This is a genomic window from Acidaminococcus hominis, from assembly GCF_900291475.1.
GTDB classification, from domain to species: Bacteria; Bacillota; Negativicutes; order Acidaminococcales; family Acidaminococcaceae; genus Acidaminococcus; species Acidaminococcus hominis.
This window is the reverse complement of sequence record NZ_OLMM01000005.1, coordinates 179,357-200,628: the sequence shown is the minus strand read 5'-3', so window position 1 is coordinate 200,628 and position 21,272 is coordinate 179,357. Positions and strand designations below refer to the sequence as shown.

Annotated in this window: 16 protein-coding genes, 1 pseudogene and 1 other annotated feature (1 of these 18 cut by a window edge); of the genes and pseudogenes, 1 reads left to right on the top strand and 16 read right to left on the bottom strand. The window is 54.0% G+C overall.

What is annotated here, in order from left to right:
• Window positions 1-88 precede the first annotated feature (88 nt).
• The 15 genes and pseudogenes from C7E10_RS07360 to C7E10_RS07290 all read right to left on the bottom strand — a co-directional run.
• Window positions 89-3,511 (bottom strand): pyruvate carboxylase, encoded by a 3,423-nt coding sequence (locus tag C7E10_RS07360; RefSeq protein WP_105326682.1) that lies wholly within the window; start codon window positions 3,509-3,511, stop codon window positions 89-91.
• A 255-nt stretch (window positions 3,512-3,766) separates the two neighbouring features.
• Window positions 3,767-5,062, bottom strand: coding sequence for an O-acetylhomoserine aminocarboxypropyltransferase/cysteine synthase family protein (locus C7E10_RS07355; RefSeq protein WP_105326681.1), 1,296 nt, complete (start codon window positions 5,060-5,062; stop codon window positions 3,767-3,769).
• Window positions 5,063-5,162: 100 nt separating this feature from the next.
• Entirely contained in the window at window positions 5,163-6,038 is an 876-nt protein-coding gene (locus C7E10_RS07350) for a DMT family transporter (protein ID WP_105326680.1), read from the bottom strand.
• 11 nt (window positions 6,039-6,049) lie between these two features.
• Window positions 6,050-7,207, bottom strand: coding sequence for a DNA polymerase IV (gene dinB / locus C7E10_RS07345; RefSeq protein ID WP_231085718.1), 1,158 nt, complete (start codon window positions 7,205-7,207; stop codon window positions 6,050-6,052).
• A gap of 66 nt (window positions 7,208-7,273) precedes the next feature.
• Window positions 7,274-7,831 carry a manganese efflux pump MntP gene (locus C7E10_RS07340; RefSeq protein ID WP_105326678.1) on the bottom strand — a complete coding sequence of 186 codons (558 nt, stop codon included), beginning with the start codon at window positions 7,829-7,831 and terminating at the stop codon, window positions 7,274-7,276.
• Entirely contained in the window at window positions 7,831-8,145 is a 315-nt protein-coding gene (locus tag C7E10_RS07335) for a hypothetical protein (protein ID WP_105326677.1), read from the bottom strand. Before C7E10_RS07335 ends, C7E10_RS07340 begins: the two co-directional genes overlap by 1 nt.
• Window positions 8,146-8,179: 34 nt before the next feature.
• Window positions 8,180-9,445, bottom strand: a complete 1,266-nt coding sequence (locus C7E10_RS07330; RefSeq protein ID WP_105326676.1) for a M24 family metallopeptidase — start codon at window positions 9,443-9,445, stop codon at window positions 8,180-8,182.
• 305 nt (window positions 9,446-9,750) lie between these two features.
• Entirely contained in the window at window positions 9,751-10,029 is a 279-nt protein-coding gene (locus C7E10_RS07325) for a DUF1653 domain-containing protein (protein WP_105326675.1), read from the bottom strand.
• A 19-nt stretch (window positions 10,030-10,048) separates the two neighbouring features.
• Window positions 10,049-10,927: a DMT family transporter gene (locus C7E10_RS07320; protein WP_105326674.1), complete on the bottom strand. Its 879-nt coding sequence runs from the start codon at window positions 10,925-10,927 to the stop codon at window positions 10,049-10,051.
• A 141-nt stretch (window positions 10,928-11,068) separates the two neighbouring features.
• The gene (gene glsA, locus C7E10_RS07315) at window positions 11,069-12,010 is read right to left on the bottom strand and encodes a glutaminase A (RefSeq protein WP_105326673.1); all 942 of its coding nucleotides are present in this window, start codon (window positions 12,008-12,010) and stop codon (window positions 11,069-11,071) included.
• Window positions 12,011-12,056: 46 nt separating this feature from the next.
• Window positions 12,057-13,544: an alanine/glycine:cation symporter family protein gene (locus C7E10_RS07310; protein WP_105326672.1), complete on the bottom strand. Its 1,488-nt coding sequence runs from the start codon at window positions 13,542-13,544 to the stop codon at window positions 12,057-12,059.
• A 102-nt stretch (window positions 13,545-13,646) separates the two neighbouring features.
• Window positions 13,647-14,606 (bottom strand): LysR family transcriptional regulator, encoded by a 960-nt coding sequence (locus C7E10_RS07305; protein ID WP_105326671.1) that lies wholly within the window; start codon window positions 14,604-14,606, stop codon window positions 13,647-13,649.
• Window positions 14,607-14,779: 173 nt separating this feature from the next.
• Window positions 14,780-15,430, bottom strand: coding sequence for a cupin domain-containing protein (locus tag C7E10_RS07300; protein WP_105326670.1), 651 nt, complete (start codon window positions 15,428-15,430; stop codon window positions 14,780-14,782).
• A gap of 163 nt (window positions 15,431-15,593) precedes the next feature.
• Entirely contained in the window at window positions 15,594-17,012 is a 1,419-nt protein-coding gene (locus tag C7E10_RS07295) for an aspartate-alanine antiporter-like transporter (RefSeq protein ID WP_105326669.1), read from the bottom strand.
• A gap of 236 nt (window positions 17,013-17,248) precedes the next feature.
• Window positions 17,249-18,310, bottom strand: a pseudogene (locus C7E10_RS07290) (IS30 family transposase); the annotation flags it as partial.
• A 500-nt stretch (window positions 18,311-18,810) separates the two neighbouring features.
• On the opposite strand from C7E10_RS07290, the gene C7E10_RS07285 reads away from it, so the two are divergent.
• Entirely contained in the window at window positions 18,811-19,443 is a 633-nt protein-coding gene (locus C7E10_RS07285; RefSeq protein ID WP_105326668.1) for a formate/nitrite transporter family protein, read from the top strand.
• Window positions 19,444-19,510: 67 nt separating this feature from the next.
• Here the strand turns inward: C7E10_RS07285 and serA are convergent, their stop codons facing one another.
• On the bottom strand, window positions 19,511-21,100 hold the full coding sequence (serA, locus tag C7E10_RS07280) for a phosphoglycerate dehydrogenase (protein WP_105326667.1): 1,590 nt from the start codon (window positions 21,098-21,100) through the stop codon (window positions 19,511-19,513).
• 57 nt (window positions 21,101-21,157) lie between these two features.
• Window positions 21,158-21,272 (bottom strand) — a binding site (T-box leader) (it continues 89 nt past the right edge of the window).

Below are 21,272 nucleotides of genomic sequence, written 5' to 3'. Positions count from 1 at the left end.
CCGCTGTCTCTATTGTAGCACACCCCGCCCCATCTGAAACCTGCTGAAAAAAAGGAGAACCCCGCAGGATTCTCCTTTTGTTAAACGTTTATTCAATCACCACCAGCAGGTCTCCGGAAGCAATCCGGCTGCCGGCTTTCACCAATACCTCGGTTACCAGGCCGTCGATGGGAGCGGTCAGGGTGGTTTCCATCTTCATGGCTTCCGTTACCAGCAGCGGATCGCCCTTCTTCACCACACTGTTCTTGTCCACCAATACCCGGAGAACGGAGCCGGACAGGGTGGCCCCCACTTCCCCAGGCACCGTAGGATCCGCCCGGCGGGCTGCCGTGGTGCCTTCCGAAGCCTTGGCATCCCGGATTTTCAGTTCCCGGGGCATACCGTTGATTTCAAACTGCACTTCCCGGTAACCCTCTTCCGTAGGACGGGTAATATGGTTCAGGCGAATCAGCACCATTTTGCCGTCCATCATCACTTGAATTTCTTCGCCGGGTTTCATGCCGAAGAAGAAGGTAGGCGTATCCAAGATGGACAGGTCCCCATATTGGTGGTAGCGCTGGATAAAGTCCTTGTAGACCTTGGGGTAGATGCAGTAGCTGGATTCCGCTTCCGGCGTTTCCGGCATACGCAGGGCCTTCATTTCTGCATGGACCTTATCCAGGTCCACCGGCACCGGCGGGGTTTCCAAGTGGGGCTGAGCCCCCCGCAGGATAACCTTCTGGAGTTTTTCCGGGAAGCCCCCATAGGGAATCCCCAGCTTGCCGTCAAAGAAGTCCACCACGGATTGGGGGAAGTCCAGGGTTTCGCCCCGGTTCAAGACATCTTCCTCCGTCAGGTTGTTTTGGACCATGAACAGGGTCATGTCCCCTACCACCTTGGAAGACGGGGTCACCTTGATGACATCTCCAAACAGCTGGTTCACCCGGGCGTACATCCGGCACACTTCCGGCCAGCGGGCACCCAGGCCCACTGCCGTAGCCTGCTGACGCAGGTTGGAGTACTGGCCGCCGGGCATTTCATGTTGGAAGACCGTGGTGTTGGGGCTGGCCATCTTGCTGTCCACCCCGGCATAATAGGAGCGGACCACCTGCCAGTACCGGTCGATGTTTTCCAGGGCTTCCAGGTTCATCTGCGGCTGGCGGGGATGGTTAGACAGGGCGTAGATCATGGCCGTCATAGAGGGCTGGCTGGTGCCGTTGGACAGGGCACTGGTGGCCACATCCAGGATATCCACCCCGGCATCTACGGCCTTGGCATAGCTGTACAGGGTGCAGCCGCCGCCCTCGTGGCTGTGGAGATGGATGGGCAGGTCCACGGCGTCCTTCAGGGCGGAGACCAGCGCATAGGCCGCTTCCGGTTTTAACAGCCCCGCCATATCCTTGATGGCGATAATGTTGGCCCCGGCCTTTTCCATTTCCTTGGCCAGCTGGGTGTAGTAGGCCAGGGAATATTTCTGCCGCCGGTCATCCAGTACGTCCCCGGTATAGCAGATGGCCGTTTCTGCCACCTTGCCCTGCTTCCGGACTTCTTCAATGGACAGGGCCATATGGTCCAGCTGGTTCAGGCAGTCGAAAATCCGGAATACATCCACCCCGTTTTGGGCAGCCAAGTCGATAAATTGGGTTACCACTTCCGGGGGATAGTTGGTATAGCCTACGGTGTTGGCCCCCCGGGTCAGCATCTGGAACAGGATATTGGGCGCCGCCTTGCGCATCTGGCGCAGCCGCTCCCAGGGATCTTCGTCCAGGAACCGGTAGGCCACATCAAAAGTAGCCCCGCCCCAGTTTTCAAAGGCATAGATCTGAGGCACCTGCTCCGCCGTATAGCCAATGGCGTTCAAAATATCGTGGGTCCGGATCCGGGTAGCCAGCAAGGACTGATGGGCATCCCGGTAGGTGGTGTCCATAAACAGCACTTCCTTCTGGTCCTGGATCCAGCGGGAAAACTTCTCCGGTCCCAGTTCCTGGAGTACCTGCCGGCTGCCCTTGGGGCAGTTTCCTGTGGCCGGCAGCTGGCGCAGGGGCTGGAAGTCGGGTTTTAGCTGGTGCCCACTGCCCTTGTAGCCATTGACGGTAATTTTTCCAATGTAGGACAGGAGCCGGGTCCCCCGGTCATCTACTTCTTCCGGATCCACCAGCAGTTCCGGATGCCGATCAATATAGTTTACATCGCAGGCCCCGGCTGCAAAAGCCGCTGTCTTCAGCATATTTTTCAGGAAGAAGATGTTGGTCTTAACGCCGCTGATGCGGAATTCTTCCAGGCAGCGCAGCATCCGGTGGATGGTGTCCTGGGCGTTCATGGCATGGGCGGTGACCTTCACCAAAAGGGAATCGTAATAGGGGGTAATGACGGCACCCGTATAGGCCGTGCCGGCATCCAGCCGGATGCCCGGGCCGCCGCCGCTGCGGTAGGCAATGATCTTGCCCGTATCCGGCATAAAGTTGTTCTGGGGATCTTCCGTGGTAATCCGGCACTGGATGGCTACCCCGTTGCAGGGAATGTCTTCCTGGCGGCCCACATGGACTTCCGGATCTGTCAGGGCGTAGCCTTCGGCCACCAGAATCTGGGTCTTGACGATATCCACATCCGTAATGGCTTCCGTTATCGTATGTTCCACCTGCACCCGGGGGTTCACTTCAATGAAGTAGAAATGTTTTTCATCCTGGTCGGCCAAAAATTCCACCGTGCCGGCGTTCAGGTACTTGACGTTTTTCATCAGCTTCAGGGCTGCGTCACAGATGGCTTGGCGCAGGCTCTGGGGCAGGGACCAGGCAGGCGCCATTTCAATGACCTTCTGGTGCCGCCGCTGGATGGAGCAGTCCCGTTCGTGGAGATGGACCACATTCCCCTGTTCGTCGCCCATAATCTGGACTTCGATGTGCTTGGGGTTCATGATGCATTTTTCCACGTAGATATCGTCATCCCCAAAGGCCATTTTGGCTTCGGATTTGGCCCGTTCATAAGCTTCTTCCAGGTCTTCCATCCGATCTACGTTCCGCATCCCCCGGCCGCCGCCGCCGTTGACGGCTTTGATCATCACCGGCAGGCCCACCTTTTCGGCAAAGGCCTTTACGTCAGCAAAGCTCTTGACGGCACCCTGGGTGCCAGGAATCATGGGAATCCCAGCCTTTTCGGCCTGGATCCGGGCATTGACCTTATCCCCGAACATAATCAGGTGTTCCACCCGGGGACCAATGAAGATAATGCCTTCTTCTTCACAGCGTTTGGCCAGCCGGGCATTTTCCGCCAGGAACCCGTAGCCGGGATGAATGGCATCCACCTCGTGTTCCTTACAGATCCGGATGATATCTTCAATATCCAGATAGGCATCCACAGGCTTTTTCCCCCGGCCCACCAGGTAGGCTTCATCAGCCCGGCTGCGGTGCAGGGACAGAATATCTTCTTTGGAATACACCGCTACCGTACGAATGCCCAGTTCGTGACAGGCACGAAAAATACGAATGGCGATTTCCCCTCGGTTGGGGACCAAAATCTTATGAATGGCTCTCATGGACTTCTCCTCCTTACCTGCTATGGCCTGTAAAGGCGAACAATTACATATTTTTGTTTAAATCATTCGATGTTGCTTTCTTATTGTAACACCGTCCGGAGTTTTTTCAACATTTTTCTTATATCAAATATATCTATATTCTTATATCTGCGAAAAACTGTAAGGTTTTTAGCAAAACGATCCATTTTAACCCGAAAAAAACCGAACCTCTGTCTGACAAATTCAGAAAGAGGTTCGGTTTTTCAAGCCAAGACGTTAATCCAAAGCAGCAAACGCTTGTTTCATATCGTCCAGGATATCGTCAATATGTTCGGTACCAATGGACAGACGAATGGTAGCCGGGGTAATGCCGGAGGCTGCCAGTTCGGCTTCGTTCATCTGGGAGTGGGTGGTGGAAGCCGGGTGGATAACCAGGCTCTTTACATCGGCCACATTGGCCAGCAGGGAGAAAATCTCCAAATGGTCGATGAACTTCTGGGCTGCTGCTGCGCCGCCCTTGATTTCGAAGGTGAAAATGGAAATACCGCCGTTGGGGAAGTACTTCTGGTACAGGGCATGGTCCGGATGGTCGGGCAAAGCCGGATGGTTGACCTTTTCTACATGGGAATCCTTGGACAGGAAATCCACCACCTTCAGGGCGTTTTCCACCTGACGTTCTACCCGCAGGGACAGGGTTTCCGTGCCCTGGAGCAGCAGGAAAGCGTTGAAGGGGGACAGGGTAGCGCCCGTATCCCGCAGAATCAGGGTGCGGATATAGGTTACATAGGCTGCCGGGCCCACATCCTTGGCAAAGCTCAGGCCGTGGTAGCTGGCGTTGGGTTCTACCAGCCAGGGGAACCGGCCGGAAGCCACCCAATCAAACTTGCCGCTGTCCACAATGACGCCGCCCAGGGTGGTGCCGTGGCCGCCGATGAATTTGGTGGCAGAATGGACTACAATATCGGCCCCATATTCAAAGGGACGGAGCAGGTACGGAGTCGCAAAGGTGCTGTCCACTACCAAAGGAATGTTGTGGCTGTGGGCAATCTTGGCTACGGCTTCAATGTCAATCAGGTTGGCATTGGGGTTGCCTACGGATTCAATGTAAATGGCCTGAGTATTATCCTGGACCGCAGCTTCAAAGCCCTGAACGCCCTTGGTAGGATCCACAAAGGTGGTGGTAATGCCGAAATCGGGGAAGGTATGTTCGAACAGGTTATAGGTACCGCCGTAAACGGTGGTGGCACAGACAATGTGTTGGCCTGCATGGACCAGTGCCTGCATGGCGTAGGTAACGGCTGCTGCACCGCTGGCCGTGGCCAGGGCAGCTACGCCGCCTTCCAGGGCTGCAATGCGTTTTTCAAAAACATCTTCGGTGGGGTTGGTCAGCCGGCCGTAAACGTTACCCGCATCTTTCAGGGCAAAACGGTCAGCCGCATGCTGGGTGTTCCGGAATACATAAGATGTAGTTTGGTAAATAGGCACCGCCCGGGAATCCGTAGCGGGATCTGCCTGTTCCTGGCCTACATGCAGTTGGAGAGTCTCAAAATGGTACTTCTTCTTTTCACTCATTGTCTTTGCCTCCCATAGGGTTAATTCCCCTTACTCAAGTATGAATTACATTATAAAGAAGAGTACCCCTATTGTCAACAGTTTTTTGTTTCATTTTGTTTTATTTTCTAGCCAACATGACCACCATAGTGATAATGCATAATGCGCCCAGCATTTCCACCCCGCCTACGTGGTTACCCAAAAACAGCACGGAGAAGAAATAGGCAGAAAGGGGTTCAAAAGCGGCCAAAGCTCCCGTTTCCGAAGCCGGAATGTACTTGGTGCTTTCCAGGTACACGTAGTAGGCAATCAAGGTGCCGCACACAAACAGCACGCTGAAGGACCAGGCTGTATCAAAGTTCAGCAGAGCCCCCTGGAGGGTGGGGTGGTTGGCCAACCCCAGAATCAGGGCATTGAATAGGCTCCCCCAGCCCAGCAGCAAAAAGCAGCTGTAGCGCTGGAGCAGGTCCGCCGCATAAATGGTGTACCAGGCCATGCCAAAGGCGCTGATGATGCCGTAGACCAGGGTGCTGGGCGAAATGGCCAGACTGGCTCCATGGCCCTTGGTGGCAATCAGGGCCGTACCCACAATGGCCAGGACTACCGCCACCACCTCTTTCCGGTAGGGCTTCCGTTTCTCCTGCCACAGGTACATGCCCAAAAGCACCGCCGGCATCAAGTACTGGAGCACCGTAGCCGTAGCCGCCGTGCTGTCGTGGATGGCCATAATGAACATATCCTGCATAATGTACATGCCCAGCACGGAAAATTTCAGGAAGGTCCAGCCGTCCTTACGCAAAATTGCCAGCAGGTCCTCTTTCTGAACCCAGGACACTCCTAAAAAGATAATCCCTGTAAGCAGCATCCGGGCGAACAGGATGGTGGACCAGGTAAAATGCTGATGGTTCATCAGATATTCCATACAGTTGCTGCTGCTGCCCCATAAGCTGGCGCCCAAAAGCACCAACCCCATACCGATTTTTCTTTGCCGATCCATAAACTGACCTCCTAGCTGCGGGCCTTGCCGCCCTTGCGGATAATACTTTCCCCAAAACGCTGTTTCAATCCATCGAGAGCCTGGGCCCGTTTCCGGTCCCGCTCAGCATCTCCCAAATCAAGCCCCAGGCTTCCCCCGGGGGCCAGGTGGCTGACGGCCACTCCCAAAAGCCGTACCGGCTCCCGCCAGCTGACTTCCTCCGCCAAATACCGGATCTGTTCCATAATTTCTTCATCCAGCTGCACCGGCACGTCGCAGGTCCGGCTCCGGGTCAGCAGGCGAAAATCTGCCAGCTTGATTTTCAGGGTCACCGTATAGCCGGCAAGCCCCGCCGTTCTCAGCCGCCAGCCCACCTGCTGGCACAGGTCCCACAGGGCCTCCAGGCAGGGTTCCTTGCCCCGGAGGTTTTCCCCAAAGGTATTTTCCTTGCCCAGGGATTTGCGCTGCTCATCCGGCACCACCGGCCGGCTGTCCAGCCCCCGGGCCCGGTTCCGGATTTCTTCCGCCTGCCGTCCCAAAAGGGGCTGGAGCACCCTAAGGTCGCAGGCCGCCAATTGGCCAATGGTGGTTAGCCCCAGGTTCTTTAGGGCTGCCACCGACCGCTGGCCCAGGCCAAACACCTTGCTAAGGGGCAGGGGCGCAATTCTGGCTGCCTCCTCCCCCGGTTCAATGATTACCAAACCATCGGGTTTTTCCAAATCACTGGCCAGCTTGGCCAGGAATTTGTTGGGGGCCAGCCCCACAGAAGCGGTGAGCCCGGTGCGTTCCCGGATAGTTTGTTTGATCTTGGGCCCCAGGGTCCGCACATCCCCCACCAGCTTGTCCATTCCTGTCAGGTCCAGGAAAGCCTCGTCAATGGACAAAGGCTCCACCGCCGGAGAAAACTCCCGAAAAATCGCCTGAATCTGCTGGGACAATTCCGTGTACCGGTCATACCGGCCGGTAACAAAAATGGCCTTCGGACAGAGCTGCCAGGCCTGGGTCATGGGCATGGCTGAATGGACCCCGAACTTCCGGGCCTCGTAGGAACAGGTGGAAACCACCCCCCGGCCGGACAACCCGCCAACAATCACCGGCTTGCCCCGGTATTCCGGGTGGTCCAGCTGCTCCACAGAGGCAAAAAATGCATCCATATCCACGTGCATAATCCACCGCTGTTTTGTACCCACGCCTGGCACCTCCTTCTATACATGCGAAACAAGAGCCGCCGCAGCACCCTGCAGCAGCTCCCGTATTTATAAGATGTGATAATGTTCCAAGACTGCCTTGATTCCCAGGGAAATCAATACCAGTCCGCCGGCCCGTTCTGCGTTGGCCTTGCCCCACATACCAATCAGGGCCCCGCAGGCACAGCCCAGAAAGGACAGGCAAAAGGTAATGGTCCCAATTTCCAGTACCACGGGCACAATGTCCACGGCGGAAAAGGCCAGACTGACGCCCACCCCCAGGGCATCCAGGCTGGTAGCCACCGCCAGGCCCAGCATTACGGTAAACCCGGTAATCTTTTCTTCTTCCTGGTCTTCTCCGGCTTCCCGGATCATATTGATGCCGATATAGCCCAGAATCACCAGGGTAATCCAATGGGAGTAGGCAGAAGCCGCCTTAGCAAAATGCAGCCCCAATTCATACCCCAAAAAAGGCATCAGCGCCTGGAATCCCCCGAACCAGGCGCCAAAGGTCAGACCGCCCCGAAACCGCTCGCTGGGTTTCATTTTCAGCCCGCCGCAGACCGATACGGCAAAGGCATCCATGGATAAGGATACGGCCAGCAAAAAGATGGTAATTGCGTTCATTACTGAATAATCCCCTGATAAATCAAATAGGTGAGAACCTTGAGTACTTTCAGTTCCTTGTCGTTGTGCCGATTGTCTTCACTCATTTTGCCAAAAACGGGAAATGCCGTTTTCAGCATGGCCTTGGTAATGCCGTGCTGCCGCACGCCTCCGTAAATTACGGAATGGCCAATGCCCTCCAAAACCTGCAGGCACTGTCGTTTTTGCGCACCGGTCAGCTTGCTGTTGCTTTGAATCTGTTTGCGGATAATTTCCTGGGTTTCCAAAAAGTCATCTTTATCGATGATGGAATCCTCTTTTTGCGTAACTGCCATGGTGTTTCTCCCCTTTTCCTCACACTCTAATGATTCATTTTATCATTTTTTCAGACTCTGGTGAAGACCCTTTCGCAGGGATTATCACCAGCTCCTGAGGGCCGCCTGTGAGGCAGAGCGCACCCTTACTGGTAATCCGGTAGGTATTTTCCGTACCCACCATGCCGATGCCCGGCAGGGCGATTTTGGGTTCCAGGGCAAAGGTCATATTCTCCTCTGCCCGGTCCCTTACGCCGCCGGCAATTACTGGGGTTTCATCCAGGCACAGCCCCACGCTGTGGCCCAGGAATTTTCCCCCGTTCATAAAAATACCGTCGTACCGATGGTCAAAATGGCCCATCACCTGGTCGTAGATTTCCCCCAGCACCGCTCCGGGCTTTAGGAGGGAAGCCGTTTCCTGCTCCAGAGCCACACAGTAGGCGTAGGCCCGGCGGATTTCCTCCCCCTGAGGATCCGCTGCCAGGTCTCCGTAGTAGTACACCACGCTTTTGTCCGTGGTGTAGCCGTCAAAGCCGCAGGGAATGTCCAAATAAATCAGCCGACCCGGCTTCAAAAACCGGAAGGCAGAACCGATGCTCTGCATGGCAATGCAGGTGCCATCTGTGCCCCCGGGACCGTCAAAGGCCGTGGGCACCAGGGCGCTTTTGCCAAAGGAGGTAAGCCCCACCACATCTTCCCCGGTGGGCCGGTTGGTACGGGCAATACCCTGGCTGCCCTGCTGGACCATTTTCCAATACAGCTGAATGGCCAGTTCCGCCTCGCTGATGCCCGTGTGGACCAGACCGGTTACCTCCTGGGTCAGCACCTGCTGGTGAATCCGGCCGCTGCGCTCCATGAGAGCTAGCTCGTAGGGGCTTTTTACGCTGCGCAGCCGGGTCAGCAGTTTGTTCAAGGGCTGCCACCGCTCCGTCTGGAAGTATTTGCCAAAAAGCCCCAGCCACTCCAGGGAAGTGTGCTTTTCGTCCAGGTAGATGCGCTCCGGGGGCTCATCGTCATAGTAGACCGCCGCCTGTCTGAAGCTGTGCATGGGACGAATCTGGCTGGCGGGCAGCAGGGATTCGTTCCGGGCCCGTCTGAGACTCCGCCGGACCCACAGCACCGCATCCTGGGGCCGCACCAGATAGGCGCCTTCCTGCATGGTTCCCGTATAGTAGTACATACTGGTCTTTTCGGTCACCACCGCCAGCTGCCACCCCGGGTCCTCCTGGGTCAGGGCTCTGCGCAGCTGCTCCAGCCGCCGGTCCAGTTCCTCCCGGGGCACCCGGCGCAAGTCATCGGTCAGTATCATTTCGTTATCCATCCTGCATTCTCCATTCTATTTCAGGAAGGGCCCCGGAGGCCTCCCAAAAATACTACTTTGATTTCTTTATCATATGACAATTACGGATAAAAAGCAATTTTCTTGAAAAACCGTGAATTTCCCCTGCCGGACATAAAAAAACAAGCCCGGGGCCACCAATGACCGGACTTGTTTTTTGCAGGGGTTCCCCCTCCTTGAGGGAAGATGGGGGTAAGGAATGCCGCTGCATTCCTGGGGTTTTCTGCTTCCCAGTATAGAAGCATTTCTTATTTGTGTCAACCATATATATTTATAGGTTTACCTTTTTATTTCCGCAGCTTTTCAAAACGGTATTTCTGCTGGATTTGGGGGTACTTGTCGTGTTCCACTTCGCTGTAGAACATGGCGGAAGGCCGGGCGTACACCCCAAAATCCCCATACAGGGCCTGGTAGACCATCAGGGGTTCCCGGGTTTCCGTATGGACGGCGGGGCCAATAATCCGATACAGATACCGGTTGGTTTTCTTTTCCTCGTCAGTCAAGGTTTCCCATTTGAAATGCCGGACAATATCGCCGGGATGAAATACATGTGCCAAAGGATCCATAACCCTCTCCTTCTTTCTTTTACGCCGCTTTTTTCAGCGGGTTCTTGATTTCACTGCCAATCATGCCGCCCAGAACCAGGCATACCCCGGCAGCCTGCCAGGCCGACATGGGTTCCCGGAGCACAAAGGCGGACAGCAGCACTGCGGTAATGGGGTCTACATAGCTGAGCAGGGCCGTAGCCTGGGCGGATACCTGGGTCAGGGAGCCGTAGTACAGACCGTAGGCCAGTCCTGTATGGACCACCCCCAAAACCAGAATCAAAAGGGCTCCCGTTGTCCCCACCCCGGCAAAGTGCAGCTTGCCCACTGCCGCCGTGTAAGGCAGCAGCAAAAGGGCCGCAATCCCCAGCTGGGTGGCAGATTTTTCGTAGGCGGTGAGGCCCAGGATGCCCTTGTTCAGGATGATAACCCCGGCATAGAACAGGGCTCCCAACAGGGCAAAGACCACCCCCGGGCCTTGAATCTGGATTTCCGTACTGCCCACGTACCCGGAAACCAGCAGCATCCCCAAAATTGTGCAGCCAGCGCAGGCCAGCTTCCAGGGGCCCAGGGTTTCGTGAAACACCAGGGGCGCCGCCAACAGCATAAAGACCGGGGCCATATAGTAGCACAGGGTAGCCACGGCAACCGTAGTATAGTTAAAGGACTCAAAAAAGCAGATCCAGTCCAAGCCCAGCAAAAGACCGCATAGCAGCAGTTTCCCCTTGTAGGCCAAAAGCTCCCGCAGCCGCAGGGGCTGCCGGGTTACGGCCATAATGAGAACCAGGGTTACGCAGCCCAAAAGCGCCCGGAGCAGGGCCAGCGGCACGGAATCCAGGGGAATAAACCGCCGCACCAACCCAATGGTCCCGAAAATCAAAAGCGAAATCAGCATGGTGAGTTTGGGTGCCAGGTCCATGGTATTGCCTCCTTGTTTGCGTACTGCCCCATTGGGTACAGGTTATTTGTCTCAAGTTTTTATTATACCATGAAAAAGGCCCGTGCTGGAGCTGCACAGGCCTTTTTCGAAAAAAGAGGGAGTTTATCTATAGCAATGAGATTAGAACGCTTTGGAATCAAATACGTGCAGGCCCAGCCGGTCGGAAAGGACCTGGAGGATTTTCATGCCCCCTACACTGTTGCCCTTCTTGTTCAGCATGGGACCGAAGGTCCCAATGCCCACGCCCTGCCGGGCGACGGCGCAAATCCCGCCGCCTACGCCGCTTTTGCTGGGCAGCCCCACTTTCACTGCGTATTCCCCGGATTCGTCGTACATCCCGCAGAGCATCATCAGGGTGGTCACAATCCGGATAATCTTGGAATCCACCAGCTGTTCCCCGGTTTTGGGGTCCACCCCGTGGTTGGACAGGATCATGCCGTAGTGGGCCAAATCCCGGGCGGTAACCATAACAGAGCACATCCGAAAATAGACATCCAGTACCTCTTCCGGTTCCCCGTCCAGCACATGGTCGCTTTTCAGCAAAAAGGCGATGGAGCGGTTCCGGGTGCCGGTCTTTTTCTCGGACTGGTACACGCATTCGTTCAGCCGGATTTTGGGATTGTCACACAGCTTCCGGACCAGTTCCAGGAAGGAACCGAAAGGGTCCGGAGTTTCGATGCAGCTGGTGGTCACAATGGCTCCGGCGTTGATCATGGGGTTAAAGGGACGCCAATCCTTCAGTTCCAGCTGCAGAATGCTGTCAAACCGGTCTCCAGTAGGTTCCATGCCGATTTTGCTGAATACCTTGTCGTAGCCGGCAGTCTGCAGGGCCAGAATCAGGCCAAAGGTTTTGGAAATACTTTGGATGGTAAAGGGAATATTATCATCCCCGGCGCTGTAAACGCTGCCATCTTTTTTCATAATGCACACACCCAGATTGCCAGAGTTGGCCTTGGCCAGTTCAGGAATATAACTGGCCACCTTGCCCTCGTACAGGACGCTGCGCCCTTCGTTTAACGCATCATCCAGGATTTGCTGTACTTCTTTCTTTTCCAAAACCATTGCCCTTTCCCCCTTCTTAGGTCAAGCTATTTTATAAAGCCAAGTTTTACAAGGAAGGACCAGCATGATTGCTTAACGCTTCCAGCCCTTCGTCGTCCTCGTCAGTTTCTTCGTGGCTTTCCGTGCCGTCCTTCCAAAATTCAATTTCGCTGGGTTTCAGGCCAATGGCGGAGCCCAGGAACTGGGGATCCAGCCCGGCAGCCTTTTGTTTGCAATAATCCTGATATGCCTTGACAACCACCCCGCTGAGCAGCAGGCAGGCCGTCAGGTTGATCAGGGTCATGCCGCCCATCATAATGTCTGCCAAATCCCAGGCTGCTGCCATAGGAATAATGGCGCCTACAAAGACAATCAAGACGGCATACAGGTAGAAACCCTTCATAAAGCCTTGACTGGGCATCTTTTTATGGTTCAGATAGGCCAGTCCGTTCTGGCAGTAGTAAATGTTCCCTATCAGCGTAGTGAAGGAGAACAAAATCATGGCCACGGTGATAAACATAGGGCCAAAGCTGCCCAGCACCTGATACAAGGACGTTTGTACCCATACAGCCCCGGCATTTTCTGCATTGCCCTGCACCCCGGACACCAGGCACATCAGTGCCGTAGCGTTGCACAGGATGACCGTATCGATGTATACGGACAGCATCTGCACCAGTCCCTGTTTTACCGGATGGGTGGTAGTGGCGGAAGCTGCTGCGTTAGGCGCACTGCCCACCCCAGCTTCGTTGGAATAGAGCCCCCGTTTAATGCCCATGACCAGGCAGGACCCGCCGATACCGCCAAAAATAGCCCGGAAGTTGAATGCATCCGCAAAAATGGTTTCGATAACCTGCGGAAGAACTTGATAATTCATCACCAAAACCACCACCGTAACGACAACATACGCCACCCCCATAACGGGTACCAGCAGGCTGGCAGCTTTTTCAATGGCCTTGGAACCGCCCAGTACGCAGATTCCTACCAAGGCTGCCATAATAGCCCCAATAATGGCCGGGGTTACCGACGGATTATAAAAGCTGTAGACGGAAAAGGTGGACTGCACATTGTAGGAGCACAGAAGGTTGAACCCAAAGGAATAGGTCAGCAGCAGGAAAATAACGAAGGCAGTTGCCAGAGCCTTATTGTGCAGGGCATCTTCAATGTAGTAGGCCGGGCCCCCGTAGGAGGAACCGTCCTCTTTCCGCCGCTTGAAGATCTGGGCTAGGGTGCATTCCGTAAAGGAAGAAGCCGCCCCAATAATCGCCATCAAGGTCATCCAGAACACAGCCCCCGGTCCCCCCAAACAAATGGCCGTGGATACCCCGATGATATTCCCGGTTCCCACACAGGCCGCCGTGGAAACCATCAGTGCCTGAAAAGGAGAGGTAGTACTTCCATCCGCCGGTTTGGCCATCACCAGGTGAATGGCTTCCGGCAGCCGCCGCAGCTGCACAAAGCCCATGCGCACACTAAAGTACAAACCGGCAGCCCCCATGACCACCAGCAGGATGGGATAATACAGCACACTGTCCAATGCATCCAAAAATTCCATCATCTTCGTTCATCCTCCTATTTTCGAATCTTGCGAAAACTTCACAAATTCATTATAAGATAAGATGAATCCATGCAGGAAATAGATGATTTACATAGGGGGTATTTACGAAGCCGATAAAAGGTCCGCTTCCTGTGCCTGGAGTTTATGGTATTGATTCTGCAGCAGGGTGATAAAATCCTCCTCCATTTGGGATAAAATTGCATTTTGCCGCAAAATAATCCCAAAGCGCAGATGTTCCTGGCAGCCCAAAAGGGGCACGGAAATCACCCCGTACATGGCCCCCTGGTCCGGAAATTCCATAATCCCCACCGTAAAGAAATTGGTTTTGGACAACAGCCGCATCTGTTCCTGCCGATCGTTGACGTAAACAATCTTCCGGGCCTCGTTCAGGTCTATAGGCCCCTTTTCCGTACTGATATGATAAATAAAGTCCTCATACTGCCCCATGTACCGGACAAAGCCGTAGTCCTGCAAGTCCTGGATATGGATACCCTTCCGGCCGTGCCGGCGGATCAGCTCATGCTCCTTGGACAGGCACACATAGGGCTTAAAGCAGGCCAGCGGCAGGTAGGTCAGGCCCTGCTGGGCAAAGTACCCGGTAAGGTCCGGCCGCTGGGTAGAAACATGGATCACCCCTACATTGGAATACCCGCTTTTCACCTGCTCCACCACATTCATGGTGGCTGCTTCGCACAGGTGGCTGGAAAAACTGTCGATATCCTGGTACTTCCGGCAGATTTCGTTAAAACACTCGGAAGTATGGGAAAACCGGGTCATACTGACATTCAGGCGGCTGTGGTCCATTTTCTGGGTACTGGCCATATTTTCCAGCCTGTCCATTTCCCTGAGAATCACCTTGCAGTGGCTCAAAACCCGCTGGCCGTCCACGGTAAGCCGGGTGCCCTGGCTGGTCCGCCGAAACAAGGTCAGGCCCATTTCCTGTTCCAGCTGCTTGATGATGTGGCTCAGCTGGGGCTGGGAAATATACATGGCCTTGGCCGCCTGGGTAATAGAACCATACTTGGCCACAGCGGCAAAATAACGGAGATTGTTGGTGTCCATGGGAAAATGCCTCCTGTGTTTTTTGTATACAAATATTCTACAGCAATTTTGATAATTCTGTAAAGGTGTTTTCAGGTACCCCACTTCCCCTTTCGGGCAAAAAAAAGCGGGGACGCGCCGCTGCACGCCCCCTATGAAAATCTTCAATCCAGGGTATTCCTTATGTTCAATGCTTAGAGATTTAGCAGCAGGGCCATCTTAAACTGCTGTCCCTGCTCCACCCGGACGGCGTGAAGGCCGCCGGGAGCGAAGACGAAGTTTTCCCCTGCCTTAATGAGATGGTCCTTGCCTTCGTAGGTAATGACTGCTTCCCCATCCAGGGCGAAAATCAGGGCCTGGCCCGGTGCAGCGTGTTCCGGCAGCGCTGTTCCGCCGGCAAAGCTCAGCACCACAAACTTCATATGTGCCTCGTCCACCAGATCCCGGTTGACGATTTTGCCTGCCTGGTAGGGAACCAGGTCAGCCAGCTTCATTACTTTTCCTGCATCCAATGCCATTGCCATGTTTTTTTCCTCCTTGATGGGAATTTCTGCATAAATTGCAGCTTGGGGAGCCAGAAGCTTGGTCAAGCTGCCGCCCTTGCGAAAGGCCACCTGACCGGCGCCTACCTGGCGCTGCTCCTCCGGATCCTGAAGTACCAGCTCTCCTGCAAGGCCCAAATAAAGCCGTCCCTGAGGATAACTCTCAGCGCTGATGGACGTTCCCTGAGCCAACGAGAAAAGCAGGGCCTCTGCCTGTTTCCCTGGAAACAGCTGTCCGGAAATGGTGCAGCCTTCTACGGGCTGGTTGTTTTGTACCAATGAAAAAACAGTTCCTGCCTGCATGTTCCTCCCCCCTTGCTTGTATTATAGCAAAACGGAAAGAATAGTCCGTTGTTTTACCAACATTTTAGCACAAATTTCTTACGCAGGGCAGTTTCCTGCCAAGCCATAAAAAATTGTCTGCCAGAACCCCAAGGGCTTTGGCAGACAATTTTGGACAGCTGCATCAGATAGGCAGCTTATGGATGATGATGGAGAAGATTACCATGAACAGGGTAGCCAGGGGCTGGGTAGCACCGTAGGATACAGCCGGTTCATCGCATTCAATGGCATCAATGGCAGCACCCAGGCCAGGAGCGGAGGTCATGCCGCCGGTGATGGCGCCGCACAAGAGGGTCCAGTTGATGTGGAAGCAGTAGCGGCCCAGCAGGAAGCCGAACAGGATGGACAGGATGGCTACCAGGGAAGAAATGATTACGATCATGTAGCCAGCGCCGGTGATGGCATCCACCACCCGGAAGCCGTAGTTCAGGCCGGTACCAGCCAGGAACACGGACAGGAAGTAGGTACGCATCTTGCCCAGCACCATGGAGTTCATGCGGAAGTGGATGGGACCCAGTTTGCCCACAGCGCCCAGAATCAAGGAAACGATGATGGCGCCGCCGGTAGAACCCAGGGAGAACATCCCCAAAGGTCCCAGGTAAATCTTAATGGAACCCAGCAGGAAGCCCAGGAAGGCTGCCAGGGAGAAACCGATAAAGTCCAGGGGAACTTCCGGCATCTTGTCCACGGCCAGGTTTTCATTCTTTTTAATATCCAAGGCCTTTTGGGCAAAGTACTCTTCTTTTTCCTTTTCCACGTCAAACCCAAAGATTTTGGGAATTACGTTTACGGCGATGATCAGGAACAGTACGCCGAAAGGATAACCGATGGAATGGCCAACGCCTACGCCGGCTTTGGCTTCCGTAACGAACACTTCAACGTCTTCGTTTTTCAGGCTCTGGGTATTTTCTACGGTCATGGTTTCAGGAACCGGCTGGTTGCGCAGCTTGGCATCCCGAGCCTTGGCCCCGTTGATGATGGCCAGCATCTTCTTTTGGGTCTTCTGGTCCTGATTCTGGAAATCCTGGGCAATCCGCCGGGATTCAGAATCGGAAGATTCCGTAGCAGCAGCCAGGCCGGTGGAGCTGGTCAGAGCGCCGGTGTAGGTACCGGTAATCTGGTAGGGGCTCATGTTGTCCAGGGCTTTGGAGAAGCCATAGGAACAAACAGCGCCTACAAACGGAATAAAAATGGCAAGAATCACAAATTGACGGCCGAATTTGCTGATGGCGTACTTCATGTCCTTGGCGGCCAACAGACCGGTACCAACCAGGAAAATCAGCAAAGACAGGTTCATCAGGGTGCCGTTGATTACTTTCCCCTGCATGATGGTGGTGGCAGTAGCAAAATACTTGCTGCCCTTGGCGATGGTGGCGGCGTACTGGGTCAGGAAGTAGCCGATGCCCAGGCCCACAAACAGGGTCCCGGTGATACCGAACTTGAACTTCTTGAACTGCAGTTCACCGAACATGTTTCCCAAAGCCATGGTCAAAAACAGCAGGACCAATGGATTCAGGAAAAAACCAACTAAATCGAATTGCATAGGTCATCCCCCTCTGTAAAAAAAGAAAAAAAATGAGAAAAAATTTAGAAGGTAAATTGCAAGTTGAATTTGAACAACTATAATCAAGAAACACACTCAATAGCATAAACTTCATCGAGGAATGCATCAAATAGCTCTGACGGCGTATGGTAGCCCAAAACACGACGTGGGCGCTGGTTCAGCGTATCTGCCATGTTCAGGATATCCTCATCAGAGAACCGCTCTACNACACACTCAATAGCATAAACTTCATCGAGGAATGCATCAAATAGCTCTGACGGCGTATGGTAGCCCAAAACACGACGTGGGCGCTGGTTCAGCGTATCTGCCATGTTCAGGATATCCTCATCAGAGAACCGCTCTACGGACATGCCCTTTGGGATGAAATCCCTCAGCAAGCCATTGTGGCGTTCGTTTTGAGCCCGTTCCCACGAGCTGTACGAATGTGTAAAGTACATCTTGGTGCCGAGACTCTCGAACTGTGACAAGTTCTCAAACTCAGGACCGTTATCGGCCGTCATCGTCTTAAAAATCTGGCTGAAGCGCTCTGCGCCATATAGCTCCTGCAACTGTGCAAGAGCGGATTCAACGCCGGCACAGGTACGTCCAGGAATGCGGATGGCGATGTAGTTGCGCGTAACCTTTTCAACAGCAGTGAAGACTACTGCCTCACGGCCTGCACGCTGACCAACGACCGTGTCCACTTCCCAGTGGCCAATTTCGGTACCTTCATTGACGACGGCAGGACGTTCCTCAATGGAGCGACCCTTCATACGCTTGTTCTTACGTACCCATTTCCGACGGTGTTTATGCTTTAAGGCTCGCGGGACTTCGAAGAGCGACAGCGGAAGCTTATTAGCCCAAAGCATGTTGTAAAGCGTCTTGGTACAGGGAATCTGTTCCGGCGTAAATAGCTTGTTCCGCCTAGCATAGCCAACGCAGGCATCCAGTGACCAACGTTCCTGGCGGACTTGTTCTACCATCCATTGGATGAACGATTCGCAGTCGTCATGATCGATTTTGCAAGTCTTCCTGGAGTTCTTGCGATTCTTTGCGTATGCCTTCTGACCGCGCTTTGCCATATACTGTGGGGCACGACCGTGCTTGCTTTTTCGTTCCGGCGTTCCACGCCGAAGCTCATAGAAAACAGTCGTATGAGCACATCCTACTGCAGCAGCAATGTTGCGAAGGGAAAGCCCTTGACGATGCAGAGCTTGAATCATACCACGTTCTTCCAAAGAAAGATGGCGGCCGGGGATACGTACGTCCTCCATTGTGTTAGAATGGATGTGATCCATCGTGATTGCTCCTTTGTTGATGATTTCTCGCAAAACCATTTTAGCATGAGGCTTCACTATGGATTTTTATTTTTTGATTAACTGTTCAAGTTCATTTTACAACTGACCAAAAAATTTAGAATGGTAATATTTTACCTAAATTTCACGTACTTTTCAACGGCTTCAAAATTAGTTTTTAATGCAGGTATATTGAAATATTTTCAAAACAGCCTTTTTAGCCTTGTTCTTTGCAGATTTTTCTCCTAATTTGTAAAGAAGAACGGGATTTTTATCCATATTGTCCATCTAAGCGAAGTTTTCAGACAGGCATTTCAGCTGTTTTCCCGGCATTTTTCCTATTTTGGCAAGGCAAATATTAAAAGTTCTTATATTTATTACTGGTTAACTCAACTTTATTGTACGCTTTCTTTTGACAAGTTTTCCTGCCTCAGGTATAGTGGAAGTAGAATCACCTCTGCCGCTTTTGGCAGCTTATATTTTGCTTCTGAGAGGGGAATACCATGGAACAACTGAAACTTTTCGCTTCTGCAATCCTCGCCGGGGTCTGCATCGGCCTGGGAGGTGCCGCCTTTGTAGCCCAATCCAACCGGCTCCTGGGCGCCTGTCTGTTCTGCATTGGCCTTTTGACCATCTGCCAGTACGGTTTTGCCCTGTTTACCGGCCGGGCGTGCTATGCCCTGCAGCAGGACGCTGCCTACGCCCTGAAACTGCCCCTGATTTGGCTGGGGAATCTGGTGGGTACCGGCCTTACGGCCCTGCTCCTATCCCAAACCCGGGTAGTGATTGCCAGCCGCAGCGCGGCCCAGGCCCTGGTTTATGCCAAGAGCCAGGACAGCCTGCTGAGCCTGTTCATCCTGGGGTTTTTCTGCAATATTTTCGTGTTCCTGGCGGTGGAAGGCTACCGCAGTGCTCCCCACGTTCCCGGAAAGTACCTGGCCGTCTTCCTGGGGGTAATCGTTTTCGTTCTCAGCGGCTACGAACACAGCATTGCGGATATGTTCTACTTCTTTATGGCAGGCCGGATGAATGGGGATGCCCTCCTGCGGATTCTGGTCATTTCCGCCGGCAACGCAGCGGGGGGCCTGTGTGCCTGCAACAGTTTCCGGCTGGTACAAAACAGGGCCAAAAGCTGACCCAGTTTCAGCAATCAAAAAAGGAGTGCGGCCCCCTGGCTGCACTCCTTTTTGCTGTCTATTATTTTTACAATTTTACAAAGTCCGCAGAATTGATGCCGTCCAAACCTGCCACAATTTGCAGGGTGCTCTTATCCACGGTGCTGTCCACGGTCATTACCATCATAGCGCTGCCCTTATCCATATCCCGGGCCACCTGCATGGTGGCAATGTTCACATGGGCGGCTCCCATCAGAGTACCAATCTGCCCAATCATGCCCGGCTTATCATCGTTCTTGGCCAGGAGCATATAGGGTGCCGGTACCACATCAAAGGCATAGCCCTGGAGTTCCGTAATATGGGGCGTATTGTCCGGCGCAACCGTTCCGGCTGCGGTAAAGACCTTTTCCCCGCTGTACACCCGCAGGCTGATCCGGTTCACCCGGTCTTCCCCATTGACCTTGCCTTCCACCACGGCTACGCCCCGGTTCTCGGCGGCCAGTTCGGCGTTGACCACGTTGACCCGTTCCTTCAGGATGGGGTCAAACAGGCCCTTCAAGATGCTGCGGGTAATCAGGTTGGTTTCCAGATGGGCAGCCGGTCCCTGGTAGATGATCTCCACCTTGTCCACCGGGTCTTTCTCCAGCTGGTAATAGAACTTGCCCAGGCATTCGCCCAGCTGCAGATAGCCAGCCATGCCTTCCAGTTCCTGGGGATGCAGGGCCGGCAGGTTCACAGCGTTGGGCACCATTTGGCCCTTCAGTACGTTTACCACTTCTTCGGCAATGGCGATGCCCACCTTGTCCTGGGCTTCCACCGTGTCAGCGCCCAAGTGGGGCGTCAGTACGCATTGGTTCAGGCCAATCAAGGGGGAAATGGGTTTGGGTTCATCTACCAGTACGTCCAAACCGATGCTGGCTACCTTGCCAGCCTTGATAGCGTCAGCTACAGCCTGTTCGTTGTACAAGCCGCCCCGGGCGCAGTTCACCAGGCGAACCCCGTCCTTGCATTTGGCCAGTTCGGCCTTGCCCAGCATATTGATGGTTTCTTCCGTCTTGGGAGTATGGATGGTGATAATATCGGCTTGGGCCAGCAACTCATCCAGGGTTTCACATTTTTCTACCCCCAGCCGTTTGAACCGGCTGTCGGGAATGTAGGGATCGTAGGCAATAACCTTCATTTCAAAAGCCTGCATCCGCTTGGTAACCAAGGTACCAATCCGGCCCAGGCCGATAATCCCCAGGGTCTTGTGGTACAGTTCCACGCCCTTCAGGTCCTTCCGGTCCCAGACCTTGCTTTCAATCATCTTCTGGGCCCGTACCGTATTCCGGCAGGAAGCCAGCATCAGGCCAATGGTATGTTCAGCGGCCGAAATTACGTTGGCTTCCGGAGTATTCACCACAATGATGCCCCGCTGGGTAGCTCCGGCAATATCGATGTTGTCTACCCCGTTGCCGGCACGGCCCACCACCTTCAGGTTGGTGGCTGCCTGATAAAATTCTTCGTTGATTTTGGTTACGCTGCGCACCACAATGGCATCGTATTTTCCCACAATCTTTAATAACTCTTCACGAGGAATGTCAAATTTTACATCCACTTCCAAATCCGGCTGGTTTTTCAGCATTTCCACGCCTTTGTCCGAAATACGCTCTACCACGATGACTTTTTTCTTGTCCATTGTTATCTCTCCTTTAAGAAAAATAAAACTCCCGTTCTTGACCCCCTAAATGGGTATGTCAAGGACGGGAGAAGATCTCTCACGTGGTGCCACCTTATTTCGCTGCGGTGCAGCCTCATTTCCAGTGTAACGGCTTGGCCGGGTGGGTTGCTGCCCCCACCATCTCCGGAGT

Bases quoted from the DNA above. Each gene is read 5' to 3' on its own strand.
- C7E10_RS07325 (WP_105326675.1), bottom strand. From the start codon at position 10,029: ATGGATCCTTTGGCACATGTATTTCATCCCGGCGATATTGTCCGGCAT.
- serA (WP_105326667.1), bottom strand. From the start codon at position 21,100: ATGGACAAGAAAAAAGTCATCGTGGTAGAGCGTATTTCGGACAAAGGC.
- C7E10_RS07330 (WP_105326676.1), bottom strand. From the start codon at position 9,445: ATGGATAACGAAATGATACTGACCGATGACTTGCGCCGGGTGCCCCGG.
- C7E10_RS07360 (WP_105326682.1), bottom strand. From the start codon at position 3,511: ATGAGAGCCATTCATAAGATTTTGGTCCCCAACCGAGGGGAAATCGCC.
- C7E10_RS07295 (WP_105326669.1), bottom strand. From the start codon at position 17,012: ATGCAATTCGATTTAGTTGGTTTTTTCCTGAATCCATTGGTCCTGCTG.
- C7E10_RS07285 (WP_105326668.1), top strand. From the start codon at position 18,811: ATGGAACAACTGAAACTTTTCGCTTCTGCAATCCTCGCCGGGGTCTGC.
- glsA (WP_105326673.1), bottom strand. From the start codon at position 12,010: ATGGTTTTGGAAAAGAAAGAAGTACAGCAAATCCTGGATGATGCGTTA.
- C7E10_RS07350 (WP_105326680.1), bottom strand. From the start codon at position 6,038: ATGGATCGGCAAAGAAAAATCGGTATGGGGTTGGTGCTTTTGGGCGCC.
- C7E10_RS07340 (WP_105326678.1), bottom strand. From the start codon at position 7,831: ATGAACGCAATTACCATCTTTTTGCTGGCCGTATCCTTATCCATGGAT.
- C7E10_RS07335 (WP_105326677.1), bottom strand. From the start codon at position 8,145: ATGGCAGTTACGCAAAAAGAGGATTCCATCATCGATAAAGATGACTTT.
- C7E10_RS07300 (WP_105326670.1), bottom strand. From the start codon at position 15,430: ATGCAGGCAGGAACTGTTTTTTCATTGGTACAAAACAACCAGCCCGTA.
- C7E10_RS07320 (WP_105326674.1), bottom strand. From the start codon at position 10,927: ATGGACCTGGCACCCAAACTCACCATGCTGATTTCGCTTTTGATTTTC.
- C7E10_RS07305 (WP_105326671.1), bottom strand. From the start codon at position 14,606: ATGGACACCAACAATCTCCGTTATTTTGCCGCTGTGGCCAAGTATGGT.
- C7E10_RS07355 (WP_105326681.1), bottom strand. From the start codon at position 5,062: ATGAGTGAAAAGAAGAAGTACCATTTTGAGACTCTCCAACTGCATGTA.
- C7E10_RS07310 (WP_105326672.1), bottom strand. From the start codon at position 13,544: ATGATGGAATTTTTGGATGCATTGGACAGTGTGCTGTATTATCCCATC.